11 protein-coding genes are annotated in these 13,189 nt (G+C 68.1%); 4 read left to right on the forward strand and 7 right to left on the reverse strand.

Annotation, left to right across the window (positions count from 1 at the left end; genetic code table 11):
* Positions 1-164: 164 nt before the first annotated feature.
* Positions 165-1,514, reverse strand: a complete 1,350-nt coding sequence (locus tag ACIQU6_RS38310; RefSeq protein ID WP_403486358.1) for a hypothetical protein — start codon at positions 1,512-1,514, stop codon at positions 165-167.
* 320 nt (positions 1,515-1,834) lie between these two features.
* Here ACIQU6_RS38310 and ACIQU6_RS38315 point away from each other — a divergent pair, with 320 nt between their 5' ends.
* Positions 1,835-2,089, forward strand: coding sequence for a hypothetical protein (locus ACIQU6_RS38315; protein ID WP_403486359.1), 255 nt, complete (start codon positions 1,835-1,837; stop codon positions 2,087-2,089).
* A gap of 443 nt (positions 2,090-2,532) precedes the next feature.
* On the opposite strand, the gene ACIQU6_RS38320 is transcribed toward ACIQU6_RS38315, so the two are convergent.
* Together ACIQU6_RS38320 and ACIQU6_RS38325 are read right to left on the reverse strand one after the other, a co-directional pair.
* Positions 2,533-3,828, reverse strand: coding sequence for a glycosyltransferase family 4 protein (locus tag ACIQU6_RS38320; protein WP_403486368.1), 1,296 nt, complete (start codon positions 3,826-3,828; stop codon positions 2,533-2,535).
* Between the two features lie 394 nt (positions 3,829-4,222).
* Positions 4,223-5,191, reverse strand: a complete 969-nt coding sequence (locus ACIQU6_RS38325; RefSeq protein ID WP_403486360.1) for a glycosyl hydrolase family 18 protein — start codon at positions 5,189-5,191, stop codon at positions 4,223-4,225.
* Positions 5,192-6,877: 1,686 nt separating this feature from the next.
* On the opposite strand from ACIQU6_RS38325, the gene ACIQU6_RS38330 reads away from it, so the two are divergent.
* The gene (locus tag ACIQU6_RS38330) at positions 6,878-7,291 is read left to right on the forward strand and encodes a hypothetical protein (RefSeq protein ID WP_403486361.1); all 414 of its coding nucleotides are present in this window, start codon (positions 6,878-6,880) and stop codon (positions 7,289-7,291) included.
* On the opposite strand, the gene ACIQU6_RS38335 is transcribed toward ACIQU6_RS38330, so the two are convergent.
* The 3 genes from ACIQU6_RS38335 to ACIQU6_RS38345 all read right to left on the reverse strand — a co-directional run bounded on the left by ACIQU6_RS38335 (position 7,292) and on the right by ACIQU6_RS38345 (position 9,173).
* A complete protein-coding gene (locus ACIQU6_RS38335) occupies positions 7,292-7,672 on the reverse strand; it encodes a nuclear transport factor 2 family protein (protein ID WP_403486362.1) in 381 nt (126 codons plus the stop codon).
* Between the two features lie 85 nt (positions 7,673-7,757).
* Positions 7,758-8,453 carry a type 1 glutamine amidotransferase domain-containing protein gene (locus tag ACIQU6_RS38340; RefSeq protein WP_403486363.1) on the reverse strand — a complete coding sequence of 232 codons (696 nt, stop codon included), beginning with the start codon at positions 8,451-8,453 and terminating at the stop codon, positions 7,758-7,760.
* 585 nt (positions 8,454-9,038) lie between these two features.
* Complete coding sequence (locus ACIQU6_RS38345) at positions 9,039-9,173, reverse strand: hypothetical protein (protein WP_403486364.1); 135 nt, start codon at positions 9,171-9,173, stop codon at positions 9,039-9,041.
* A 460-nt stretch (positions 9,174-9,633) separates the two neighbouring features.
* On the opposite strand from ACIQU6_RS38345, the gene ACIQU6_RS38350 reads away from it, so the two are divergent.
* Positions 9,634-10,347, forward strand: a complete 714-nt coding sequence (locus ACIQU6_RS38350) for an SDR family NAD(P)-dependent oxidoreductase (protein WP_403486365.1) — start codon at positions 9,634-9,636, stop codon at positions 10,345-10,347.
* Between the two features lie 28 nt (positions 10,348-10,375).
* Positions 10,376-10,915 carry a hypothetical protein gene (locus tag ACIQU6_RS38355; protein WP_403486366.1) on the forward strand — a complete coding sequence of 180 codons (540 nt, stop codon included), beginning with the start codon at positions 10,376-10,378 and terminating at the stop codon, positions 10,913-10,915.
* 369 nt (positions 10,916-11,284) lie between these two features.
* Here the strand turns inward: ACIQU6_RS38355 and ACIQU6_RS38360 are convergent, their stop codons facing one another.
* Positions 11,285-12,535 carry a HEAT repeat domain-containing protein gene (locus ACIQU6_RS38360; protein ID WP_403486367.1) on the reverse strand — a complete coding sequence of 417 codons (1,251 nt, stop codon included), beginning with the start codon at positions 12,533-12,535 and terminating at the stop codon, positions 11,285-11,287.
* Positions 12,536-13,189 lie beyond the last annotated feature (654 nt).

Raw genomic sequence — 13,189 nt, forward strand, 5'->3', positions numbered from 1 at the left:
CCTCACCAATCCCCCCTCTGCGATCCCCCAAGGAATCCGGAGAGTGGCCCGCGCGCTCCATCTGAGAGATCCACAGGCCGCACCAGTAGACCTTGGTGGTGCGCTTCACGGGCTGTTGACGGTTGGCGGCTCCAAAGTCAGTGTGTGACCCGGCAGTTCCACTCCTACAAGCGCGAGTCGACCCATTCGCGCACGTCGCGGCGGAGCAGCAGCACGGCGGCTACGGGCATGCCCAGCACGACCAGCACCAGCAGGCCCAGGCCGACGAACAGCGGCACGAACCGGGAGGGAAGCTTCGCCATCACGAATGCCAGCGTGAAGACGGGCAAGAAGACGCCTTGGATGCGGGTCATCATGATGGCGTAGGGCCCGCCGCGCCACACCCGGTACCCGCACACAGCCACCACGGCCACCCACAACCACAACGGCCAGCCCGTGGACAGGTCATGAAGGGCATTGAAACGGGAGTCGGACGGAGTCATGAGAAACCCGTCGGCAATACCTGAGGGAGCGTGTGTGGCCTTGGCAAAGGCCTTGACGATGGAATTGACGACGAAGACGGTGACGGGGACGACTGAGAGGACCACTGCCACGGGGGTCAGCCAGAACGCGGCGATCAGCGGCACACTCAGCTTCACCGCCCACGGACGCGGCGCTGTGGGCGTGACCCGCGCCGGAACGCCGGCCCGCTGGTAGACCTTCCGCAGGGCGCGTGGCAGTGCCTTCTGCGTACGGCGCGCGAGGCCGATCAGTGGGAACCTGCCGTCCAGCATCTCCCAGTGCGGCGTCCAGTCACTGTCGAACCAGATCGCGGCACGGACGTAGCGTCCCTGCAGGAGGCGGTGCCGCAGTCGCTTCGGCGGGTAGTCCGGGAGCCCGTTGGGAAACTTGCCTCCCAACGATTCGCGGAACTTTGTGTACTGCTGCCGGTCGCGGCTGACGAGGAGGACCAGGCGGGTGGGGTCGTTGCGGGCGACCAGTTCCTCGACTTCTTTGGTCAGGCCCCGTCCCGCCCCGGTGGCCAATACGACGAGCGCGGAGCGGTCGAGCGCAGCCAACACCTCGTCCCACCAGGTGGGGTCCGAGGCGTAATGACGCTCGGCCCCGAGTCGCGGCAGTTCGCCGTCGCTCGGACTCCCGAGTGCGACCATCCGCCCGAATGGTGCGAATGCTCGGCCGACCTGGTCCTCTTCCGTGAGCAGATGGGCGGGTGTCGGCAGCATGGAGGCGAACAGCAGGCGGAACCACCGCCGTGCCGCCACCTGGGAGAAACCGTCGTCGTCCTTGAACGACCGAAGGAACAACACAATCCGCTCGTCCACGGCGAGTCCGTGGAGGCTGTCCAGAACAGGTGTCAGGTGCTGCCGCCCCCGTAACACCGCCCATACCCCGGCCGCCACCAAGACCACACCGGTTGCCAGCAACCCCCAGGCCACCCCGGCGGATGTATCCCCGCGGCTGATCCCGGTGCACCCGCTGCCGAGCGTCAGCGCGATCCAGCCCAGGATGCTCAACCGTCTTCCCTGCGGCGGAGATTGTGCGATCTTGGCTGCCTGACGGGGTGACCGGTTCGCTCGCGGCGGCTGCGTATCCTCAGTGCGTAAATCCGGCATCTCGCTCCGTGAGGTCGAGTCGGTGCACGCTGTTTTTCTCACGGTAGTGCCGCGAAGATGCGCCGGTGGGGGTTTCAGACGAATCAACCGCGCAGTGGACATGGGACCGCCAGAGCGTCTGGTCGCAGGCGGCGGCCACGCCAAGCGCGCGATCACACGGGCCAGGTCGGTCACCCTCGTGCTGGGCGTGACAGGGGCGTGTGTTGGCACCGCCGCCACGCGTGCAGCGGCTTGACGATCTCGGCGACGCACCTGGGGATGCCGGACACTCGATCATCTCGCTCGGGGAGATGGCCGAGGACATGGGAAGGATCGCCCGGAGCATGGCGGTGCCGGTGATGGGCGACGGCGACACCGGCTTCGGCAATGCGGTCAACGCGTATGTCACTTTGCAGGAGTTCGAGCGCGAGGGGCGCCGCCGGGATCAACATCGAGGACCAGGTGATGCCGAAACGCTGCGGCGCGCACTCGGTTGAGAACCTCGCGGACGCCCCGGCGCGTCACCTCGGGATGGGCATCGAAGGGCCGCACGGCGTTCAGCAGGTCCGCCCGCAGCACCCGGACGGCCAGCGCGTACGGCTGCTGCTCGCTGGCGAGTTCGCGCTCCAGCTGGTGGGCGGCGGTTTCGGCGACCCGAGCCAGAGCGCGTGGGTGCCGAGCAGTTCCTCGACGCCCGCAACCTCGTGCCGCCCGGCGGGGACACGCCACAGGAGGCACTGGCACCTACGCCGAGGTGATGGCCAGCGTGGCAACGACTGCTCCGGCGCCGGGGTGCGCATGACGCCGCGCCGGACGCGGGGATCGTGGGCGTGGAGCTCGCGCAGCACCGGATCGAGCCGCGGGTCGATCCGGTGGCGGACGTCGAGGGCGAGATCGGCCGTGGGGCGGGGCGCAGCACTGTGCCCCGGCTACCCGACTGTCAGGTCAGGCCCTGGGAGCGGACCAGGCGCCGACGTTGATGCCAAGGAGCTTGGGTGGGGCGGGAGTTGGGCGACCACCCGGTGGAGCCGTCGTAGCGCTGGCTCACCATCCAGGGCTCACGGCTCTGGCCCGTGCTTTGCAGCATGCCACCGGGCGCCTGCGTCGTGATGTTCCCGTAGGACGGCTGCATTCCCGGAAGCAGCGTCACCGGAGTGGTCTGGATGGCCGCGTCGACCATGGCCTGCCCACCGTGTTCCCAGGAGTACTGCCGGAGGAACTCGTACAGCCGCCCGGCGTTCTCCCAGCGCCGGTCCAGGTCGGCATCCAGGGCCGCGATGGCCTGTGCCCACGCCTCGGCGCGCCGGGCGCCCCTGACGATGCACGGCTCGCCGATGCCGTCGGGCGCCTTGCGTAGGAAGCCGGCCGCACCGCTCTCCTCGTTGACCAGGACCGGCACGCCCCGTCCGGCTCCCTCCGTGGCAACCAGGCCGAACCCCTCGTGCAGGGAGGGCATGACGATGGCGTCCGCCCCTTCACGGTCGGCTCGGAGCTCGGCCGGGTCCGTGGAGAAGGGCAGCAGGGTGACCGCTCCAATCGCCCCGTACTTCTCGACGATCCCCTGCCACTCCCTGTACTGCTCGGGCTGCTTGACAGGATGCGGGCCGCCCCGGACCGTCAGATGCACATCCCGCGTCATGCCGTACCGCTCGCGCACCTTCGGGTTGCGCAGCAGGCCGACGGCCTCGATGGCGCCCTCGACACCCTTGATCTCGTCCGTGGCCCGGCCGGGCAGCAGGAGCTTGAGGGTGTCACCACCGTGCGGACCCGCGACGCGCTCCCCGATCTCGGTACCGGGGATGAACTCGTGCAGGGCCGGGACGCGGACCACCTGCTCCGAGAGCCGTCTCGCCTCGGAAGTAAGCAGCGAGCCGACGCCGGTGACAACGTCCGCACGCCGCATGACGGCCCGTTCGATCGCGGCGTTGCGGGCGCCCTTTTCCCACCGACCCTTGCTCCAGTCCAGACGCACGGGGCTGGTGTGCAGGAAGTGCACGAGACCGGCTTGCGGATACCAGCGGTCGCGCAGCGCCGCGCCGGCCGGGTCCGAAAACCGGGAGTGGCCGACGATGATGTCGAACGGGTCGCTGTCCGGCGACGGAAGACCGTATGACGCGGGGCTGCGCCGGACCAGTTCCTCCAGCGCCTCACGCGGTTCCATGCCGACCTTCGACGGCTTGACGTTGATTACGAAACAGCCTTCGGCCCGATCGAAGCACGCTTCGTCTGCGGAAATCGCCTGTGAGCCAGGCCAGCGGACGAGGCTTGTTGTCGCACTCCTTCAGGATTTCGAACTCCAAGCGGTCGCTGTACCGCACAGACGGTGACGCTTTACGTGTTGCGGGCTCAGTGGGCTGCCCCAAGTACCAGCCGGATGCGAAGACAACGACCGGGGCAGCGGCTGCTCACAGACAGCGCGGGGTGACCATGCTGATCTCGGTATGCGCATGATCGACGAGCCCACCGGTCAGGCGAGGAGCCTTTCCGGTGGTGCCATGCGCGGACCGGCCGGCGCCGGGTCACGCCGTCGGCATCACCCACGACCGTCCCGACGGTGCCAACAGGCAGATCCAGGACCGTTGACCCGCCTCCACCGGCACCTCACTACCGACACCCGCCCGCCGGGCCTGTCACCGGCCAAGTGCGGACGCGGAGAACCACGGGTTGCCGCCGAGGACCCACACCGACACGTGCGTGACGCCCAACTCCTTGAGTACGGCGAGCTTGGCGTTCATGCCTGCCTGGTCGGTGTAGTCGTAGAGCATGCCGTGGTCACTCCAGCGGACCTCGCCGGAGCCGGCGTCCCGGCGGGCGGCCACCGTGGTGGGATCGTCGCTGTAGCCAGGTTGCTTGCGGATGTCGGCGACGGGCACGCTGTCCTTGATCTTGCCTGTGTCGCAGGGGTCAGGCGCGGTAAAGCCGTACGAGGACAGGCCGATGACCAGCTGGTCCGGGTTCCTCACCTTGGACTGGGCGAACTTGACGCCGGCGCGGACCCAGTCATGTGGCGAGATGGCCAAGCACCGGCCGTCGTCGGTGTTGAACATCCGGCCGTAGTCCATGATGACCAACTGGTCGGCCCCGGCCTTCATCAACGCGGCGTAGTTGAAGGGTGAGTCGCCGTCACGGACCTCGACTGGACCGTCGATCTGGAGGCGCAGCCCCGCCGCGTGCAGACTCTGGGCCAGCTCGGAGACGAAGGATTCGTAGCCGCGCTCATCGTCCTGGGACCAGTTCCAGAAGTCCTCGAAGTCGATGTCCACGCCGGTGAAGCCGATTCGCTGGGTGAACCGGGTCAGTTGCGCGACGGCGGCGGTGCGACGGTCGGGATCGCCGACGAGAGCGGCGACGGTGGGCCGGTCCATGGCGGAGACGGTGACGTACTGGGCCGCCGAATGTGCCTTGGTATCAGCCGCGTTGGCGTCGCTGAAGCCGTTGCAGGGAAGGTCCGAGGCGGTCTGCAAGTCCAGCGACCCGTCCTTGCCGACTTGCCAGTACTCCGCTTTGAGGACACCGTCGCGCAGTCGGCCGTCTCCATATTCCGCCGATGCCTGGCAGGTGGCCTCGCCGGTCGAGCCCGGGTACACCCACGCTTCCAAGGCCGGCGTCGTTCGCTTCGGACCGTCGGCGCTCGGCCGGCCCGACGAAGTCACCGCGCTGGGAGCGGAGTTGGTCGAGCCAGTGGCCGCCCCAGGCTCGTGGCCGGTGCAGGCGGCCAGTCCGAATGTGAGGGCCGCCGCAACGGCTGCTCGAAGAGCGGTACCCGAGACGCGCGCACGTGGTCGTTGTCTGCTGGACATGGGGCCCTTTCACGGATGGTGCTGGTCGGTCCCGCTCTCGCGCAGGACTCAAGGACAGGGGGTGCGAAGTCGATCGGTACGTTGAGCGCCGCGTACTCCTCGACATCGAGGACGGCAGACATCGACAAACGATATGTTGCGGCGAGGCCGAGCGACAGATCGGGATGCCTGCTGCACAGATTTGCAGTCACTCCCGTGCGCGGGTGGCCCACAGCGCGCCTGACCTGTGGCTATGGGTGAAGGTGGGGAGTCGCTTCCAAGGACGTACACGGAGAGGGTGCGGGCAACCCTTCTTCACCAACCGGAGCGCCTACGGGGTGTTCGCGGCCTGGGGCCACTGCGGGAAATTTCCGTGGCGATCGTTCAGTGCCCCGGTCAGTGCGTCACGACAGTTTGCACCTCATCCACCGTCAGCCGCCGCTCGGTCGACATCACCAGCCCAGGCACTACTCCGAACCGCCCGTCTCCTTCCCGCTCCACATCCCAGAACACCTGCACCTTGACCGAGAGCGTCTTTCCCGGCGCTGCCGCCGACGACCGCTGATACGGGTAACCGCAATCCGGAGAAGCCGCCTTGGGGTTGAACGGGGTCGAGCAGGGCGTCCCCGGCCCATGGCACACCACGTGCCGCCCTCCCCCCTTGACCACACCGCCCGCCGAGGGCGGGCCACCGCCGTCGCCTCCACCCCACCCGCAGCCGCGGACACCGCCACCGGCTCCCCACGTCTTGCGCTCCGCCCACATCGACGTCGGTACGTGCACCACCCGACCGACACCTTCTCGCGGACTCGTACGAATCACCCGCCGTGGCAACTTCAACCGAGCCACGACATCCTGGACCAAGTCCTCCACCGGCACGCATTGTTGAGCCTCCGCCCCAGACTCGTTCGACGGCTCACCATCGACGCGCGGGAACACCCCTCCTGCCTGCGTTACCAGCCTCATCGTGGCCAGGCTGTACCCCCATCCATCCCCCACGTTTGTCTGCGGGAGGACGCTTCGTCACCTCATCGCCCTGTTCAACGGGCGCTCCGGGATCCTGCGGAACGGGCCTCTTCCTGCCCGAGTCCTCCGAATGCTTCGTGGCACTCTTCGCCTTCACGTCGCAGCCATCTGGTGCGCAGGAGACCCCGGCGTATCGAGGGAGCCGGGCGTTTCGCCCAGCCGAGCGACGAATACCAGCGAACCCCTATCCGTGCCTCACAACCAGCTCTGTGAGCCCTTCCGCGGCAACAACGGACTGCCCACAAGACCTCTTGAGTCCTCGCTCCGTGGACGCCCGCGCTGTTGGTTGAGGAGTGCCGTCCACGGAGGCAGCGCTGCCATGTCACTCGTCCGCACCCTCGGGGACGACGGCGAGCGGCCGTCCGCAGAGGCTGGTGCCTGACACAGGATCAGCGCATTGCCTGTCCAGGAGCCAGCACGGCGGATGGGATCGCGGCACGGCAGGCAGGCGCACTGATGAAGAAGGAGAAGGTACCTCCGATGTCACACCACACTGCGACGGCACCGGGAGCCACCTGGGCGGCCCGGTGGGCGGGAGCATTGCTGTGCCTCGCGGTGGCCGTCATCCACGTCGTGGACCAAGGCGGCATCACGACAACGAGGGACCCCTACTACATCGGTGTCGCCTACCACGTCCTGGAGATCGCGGCCGTGGTCGCCGCCGCGCTGCTCCTCATCGGCCTCGTCCGGCTGGGATGGCCACTGGCAGCCGGGGTCGCCGTCGGCCCCCTGCTGGGCTACGTCCTCTCCAGGGGACCGGGACTGCCCAACTACAGCGACGACATCGGCAATTGGACGGAACCGCTCGGGCTGTTCAGCCTGGCCGTCGAAGGGGCCCTGCTCCTGCTTTCGGTGCCGCTCTTCGTGCGGAGCCTGCGCCACAGAACCCGCTAATTACTCCCCAGGTTCGACCCACTGCGACCGCCAGGCCGGCGGGTCGAAGGGGTCCGCGAAGTACTGCGTCTCCCTCACCACGCGTCCTGCCGAGAACTCCATGATGCTCACCGCCTGCGTGGGCTTGCCGTCATAGGTGAGCACGAATTCGGTCACCCAGAGATCGCCGGCTCCGAGGATCCTGCGCACGGTGAACGTCCGGACCGCGGGATGTTGGGTGCGCAGTGCCTGGATGTTGCTCCTGCCGCGGATGACTTCGCCGGACTGCGGGTACTCGACGATGACGTCGTCGGCGTAGATGTCGTGTTCCGCGTCCGCGTCACCGCTGTTCGACGCGGCCCAGTGCCGGTCCAGCAGGGACCGGGCAACCGACGCTTCCATCGTTATGGCCCTTTCGCTCGGAACACCACGCGCCCGACGTCCTGCGACGCGGGCACGTGCCCGGGCCAGATCGCTTCAGGACAGGTCATGTGAGGATCTCCAGTATCCGGTTACCGAGGGCCGCGGCCGAGGCCGGGTTCTGTCCGGTCACCAGGTTGCGGTCCTCGACCATGTAGGGCTCCCAGACCGGACCACGGCTGAAGTTGACCCCGACCTTCGCCTTCACGTCGGTCTCCAGCAGCCACGGCGCCCTGGAGGCCAGTCCGACGCCTTCCTCCTCCTCGTCGGTGAAGCAGGTGATGTCGTAGCCCTTGAACGGCGACTCGCCGTGGATCCTGGTGGCCAGCATCGCGGCGGGACCGTGACAGACGATGAACAGTGGGTTGCCCGAGGCCAGCTGCTGGGTCAGCAGCCGCCCCACGTCGGCGTCCCACGCCAGGTCCGCCATCGGACCGTGGCCGCCAGGCAGGTAGACCGCGTTGTAGTCCTCCAGGCGCACGTCCGACAGCCGCAGCGGTCGACGCATCACCTCCGCGGAACGGATGATGGCCTCCAGCTCCAGGGCGCTGTCGTTTCCGCCGACCATCTCGGGGCGCAGGCTCATCATGTCGACGGTCGGCGTCACACCGTTCGGCGTCGCGACGACGACCTCGTGACCGGCGTCCGTGAGGATCTTGTACGGGTTCGCGAACTCCTCGGCCCAGTAGCCGGTCGCGTGCCGCGTGCCGTCCTTCAACACCCAGTAGGTGGCTCCGCTGACGATGAAAAGCACCTTTGCCATGGCAGAAATCCCCTCTTGGAGGCATGCCAGATGTAGGTTCGGCGGGATGCCCCACGAAACCGCCCCCGCAGGTTTTTCCTCCCTCCTCCCCACGCTAGGCAGCTGCGCCGCCCCCGCGCAACACGGTGCTCCATCGGCGGTCTTGGACGCGTATCGCGCCGTCGGCGGTGGCGTCCTCGGCCACGGACGCATCCCGGTCACATGTCCAGGACCACGTCGGCCGAGGGCGTCGAGCAGTAGATGAGCGCGCTTGCCCCGGCGGCGGCTCCAGGGGCTGCGGGACGTACTCGACGTGGCCGGAGAGAAGCGCGGGCGCCCGCTACCGCCGCATCGTCAAACGCCTCGGCCCTATGAAAGCCCTGGTCGCCGTCGCCCACTCCATCCTCGTGGCCGTCTGGCACCTGCTGAGCGGCCCCACCACCCCATACCAAGTCCTCGGCTCCGACTGGCACAACCGCACCCTCGACCTCGTACGCCAACTCACCGCCCTCGGCCACGACGTCACCTCACCCCGGCATGCGCCTCGGCCCTCTGCTCCACCCGCCACAACCACCGCCAGCACCCGCAACCACCCACCCTCAGAGGCTACTTCGCCACGCCCACCTGACCACGGAGTCTTCCGGTCAGCACGTCACGCGGGGTTGGGTGACTCCCGAAGACCGCACCGCCGATCTCGTAGCGGTCACCGATGCACACCTCGTCATCAGCGAGTCCACCCACGGTGAGGTTCTCGCCGAACCGGCCGTGCCTGAAGCGACCCAGGCACTCCAGCCCAATGGCGATAGGAGCTCAACTGGTAGACCAGCACGGCACGCTGCTCGGCGCCGTGCCCGGCGAGGTCACCCTGCCCGTCGCCGAGCAGGGTGAGTCGGCGCGCCATCAGGGGCCCGGCGGCGGGGTGCTTCCAGCAGGTCGGCGGGGGTGGTGCTGCCGCGCCAGGGGACGTCCTTGGCGCGCCGACGTTCACGGCGATCAGAGCGGCCCTGACCTGTGCTCCTCCCGCGCTCGACAGGCCGGTACCTCCAGCGTCGTACGGTCGGCCGCCGACCGCACCCGCAGAGCTCTACACGGCGCCGGAGCTCGGCCACACGTAGAGTGAGAACGGGTGGGCGCCGTCGCCGCGCATGGTCCGCCGTGAGCCGGGGACTTGCAGCGTGAGAACCTCAGCTTGGACGTACCCATGAACTCGGACAAGAAGGTGGCAATCGTCACTGGTGCGTCACAAGGCATCGGCGCGGCCGTCGCCGAGGCCTATCGCAGGCGCGGGTACGCCGTCGTCGCGACCGCCCGGTCCATCCCTTCGTCGCACGATCCCGACGTACTCACCGTGCCCGGCGACCTGAGCCGGCCTGGTACCGGTGCGCGGATCGTCGAGCAGGCTCTGGGCCGCTTCGGCCGGATCGACACACTGGTGAACAACGCCGGCGTCTACCGGGAGAAGCCGTTCACTGACTACACCGACGCCGACTACGACCTGGTGACGGGCGTCAACCTGCGCGGTTTCTTCGACGTCACGCGCAGCGCCATCCCCGCGATGCTCGCGGGCGGCGACGGCGGGCACGTCCTGTGCGTGTCGACGTCGCTGGTCGACCGCGCCAACGCGCGCATACCCGCGGCGCTCGCCTCGCTGACCAAGGGCGGCTTGATCGCGGCGACGAAGGAGCTGGCCATCGAATACGCGGCGCGCCGCATCCGCGCCAACGCCGTCTCACTCGGCGTCATCCGCACTCCGATGCATCCGGACGACCCGGGCGGCGTGCTCGCCGCGCTACACCCGCTCGGGCGGATGGGGGAGATCGACGACGTCGTCGAGGCGATCATGTACCTCGAACAGGCCTCGTTCGTCACCGGCGAGATCCTGCACGTCGACGGCGGTCAGAGCGCCGGCTTCTGAAAGAACCGGGATCGGGAGTGATCGACCTATGCGCACTCGCAAGCAGCTGACTCCGCTCGGCGCTGTCGGTGCGGGTCTGGCGGCGGGAGTGATCGGCACCGTCTGCATGGACACCGTGCGGTTCCTGCGCCAGCGCCGGGCCGGCGGTGAACACAACGCCCTGCACTGGGAGTTCGCCCCGGTCCGCACATGGCAGGAGGCGCCGGATCCCGGGCAGGTCGGAAAGCGCCTGGCCGAGGCGTTCACCCTGCGCGAGCTGCCGGACAGTGCGGCGTTCCCCGTCAGCACGTTCATGCACTGGACCTACGGAGTGGGCAACGCAGCCTTCTACGGCATCGTCAGCGCCTCGCTGAGCAAGCCCCACGTCCTCTACGGGCTCCCGTACGGTGCGCTCGTGTGGCTCAGCGGATACCTGCTGCTTCCGATCGCGGGACTCTACAAACCCATCTGGACATACGACGCCAAGACGCTGGGCGAGGATCTGACCGCCCACCTCGCTTACGGCGTCGGCACGAGCAGCGCTTTCTGGTTGCTGAGCAGGGTTTCGGTGTTCTCGCGGCGGCTGTAGCGCGTGACCTGGGTGGTGCTGGCGCTGCTCGGCGAGGTGGGGGCCAGGTTCGGTGTTCCCCTCGAAGCCAGCCGTCCACGCGGCGTTCAACGCCGAGCGCGGCGACACTCAGACGACGCCGAAGGCGTGTGCCCGTGGTGGCATGAGGTCAACACGCGTGCTCTTCCCTCCAAGTGGCAAGTTCGGTCTGCCCGCGCTCGCGGCGGTGCGGGACGATCAGCCCGGTAGCCGCAGTCGCCGCCGTCGTACGAAAGCCGCTTTGCGAGAGATCGTGAGAACGAAGATTCAGAGGCAAAACAGACGCGGTTTGGCTGGGGGATGTGATCTCTCATAGCTCCTCATCTATGAGAGCACGTACCGTCATCAGCGTCACGGGGAGCCGCCTGCGAGATGGTTCGAGGCTGCGGTGCGTACTTCGTCGTCCTCAAGTGGATCGTCGCGGCGGGCGCGGACCAGCGTCAGCATTGCCGGGTCGGCGGCGTCGCAGGCAAGCTGGCGGACGTTGGGTTCGCAGTCGTCGAAGGCCTCGTCGACGTATGGGCCGGCGTCTTGCGGTGCGGCTCCGCGCAGGCCGTTGAGGATGTCGGCTCGGGCGTAAGAGTGGGTGGTGGTGACCCACAGGTCGCGCAGCACCGGCGTCGCCTGTGCTGCGTGCAGGCGGCCCAGGCCACGAGCGGGGTCCTCGGTCGCGCACCAGTTACCGGCCTGGGCCGCATCGGTGAGGGCCTTCAGCAAAACGGGGATGTCGTCGGTGCCGCCGTGCTCAGCCAACACGGTGATCCCTGCAGATGCCAGCAGTGGGTCGCCCCCAGTGGTCCAGTCTCGCGCCCGGCGCAGTGCCGCAGATCCCAGCCTGTTCAGCGCCCGTGGCAACCCGGGAAGGGTGCCGAAGCGGGTCCGGATGCCGTGTTCCTCGGCCAGGTCGAGCACCACGAGATCGCCCCGACGGCCGAGCTCCGCCAGAGCCTGCCGATTCCGCGTCCGCGCCAAGGCGACCAACTGCGCGCTGGTTGCGGTCTCGACCTCCGCTCGCCGCTGCTCGGCGGTGGGGAGAGTGCCGGCGTGGTGGGTGCGGTGGGACTGAAGGGCGGCCCGGACCCGCGGTTGGGTAGAGCTCCATGCCGTCCACGGACCCCATGCCGGGTCCACCGCGTCGTATAGCTCGGCGTCGTCGACACGCGCGAGCACCACCCCATCCAGGCCCTGACACATGGACGGGCCACCGGACTCCCACATAGCGTCCAACACCCAGTGCCAGTAAGGGCCTTCGGCCACGTACTGGTGCAGCGGCGCCACCGCATCGCCGCGCCCGCTTCGGGCCATGTCGACCAGCACATCGACGGCCAGATCGATACGCCGCTCATCGTCCCCGGACGCTTCCACCGGGGTGAACAGATGGTCCGCGATCGGCCGAACCGACAACTCCATACCGACCGCCGCCCGGGCCAGAAACCACGTCCGGGTCTCGGTCTGGTGATCCTCCCGAGGATCCCGGAGGATGCAGTCATAGACCAGCTCCGACGCATCAGGCTCACACAACGCCCGTCGCATCCCCAGCCCACGACCGCGCTGAAGCTGTCCATGCAGCGTATCGGGCGGTTTCAGCTCAACTTCCTCCACGACATCAGCATGCCCAACCCCAAGCCAGCCCACCAACCGGTTTCTTGGGGGATGCGTCCGATTGAGACTGACCGTAGACCCTCACCCGATCTGCCCGAAGTTCGCGGGACGCGCAAGCCAAGAGGGGAAGCGTGTTGTGTTTGGGTCCCAGGCGGCCAGTCGGTGAGGCGGTGGGCGGCAACTTGCGGTTGATGTTGGCCACCCGGTGGCCCAGTCGAGCGGACACCTTGGCCACGAACTCAGGCCGAAGCCCAGGCCAGTTCCAGAAGCCACCGGTCGCCGTGACTGCCACCGCTACCCCACTTGGTATCGAAAAACAAGAATTCTGTAGAGCTCAAATCCGCCCCACGGTAGCCCCGTTCGGAATGGCTCGGCACTGGCCCGCTGGTGGTCCGCCGCGACCGGCGGCAGCGGTGCGTCGCCATGGACGCGCACGCGCGTCGTGCGCGTGCGCGTCCGGTGTCTTCGTGCGCTTTACCGCCTACCGCGTCAGGCCGTCGGTGAACAGGACCGGGCCTCACCCAGGTTCCGCGCCATGGAGAGGTCGGCGATTCCGGTAGGGAGTGTCCAATAGACGGCGGATCCGATGATCAAGGAGACGCCTGATGAGCGAGACCATTACCGAGCACGGGGCTGTAGAGGAGCCGATGGTCG

It is taken from the genome of Streptomyces sp. NPDC090442, assembly GCF_044769405.1.
Classification (GTDB): domain Bacteria; phylum Actinomycetota; class Actinomycetes; order Streptomycetales; family Streptomycetaceae; genus Streptomyces.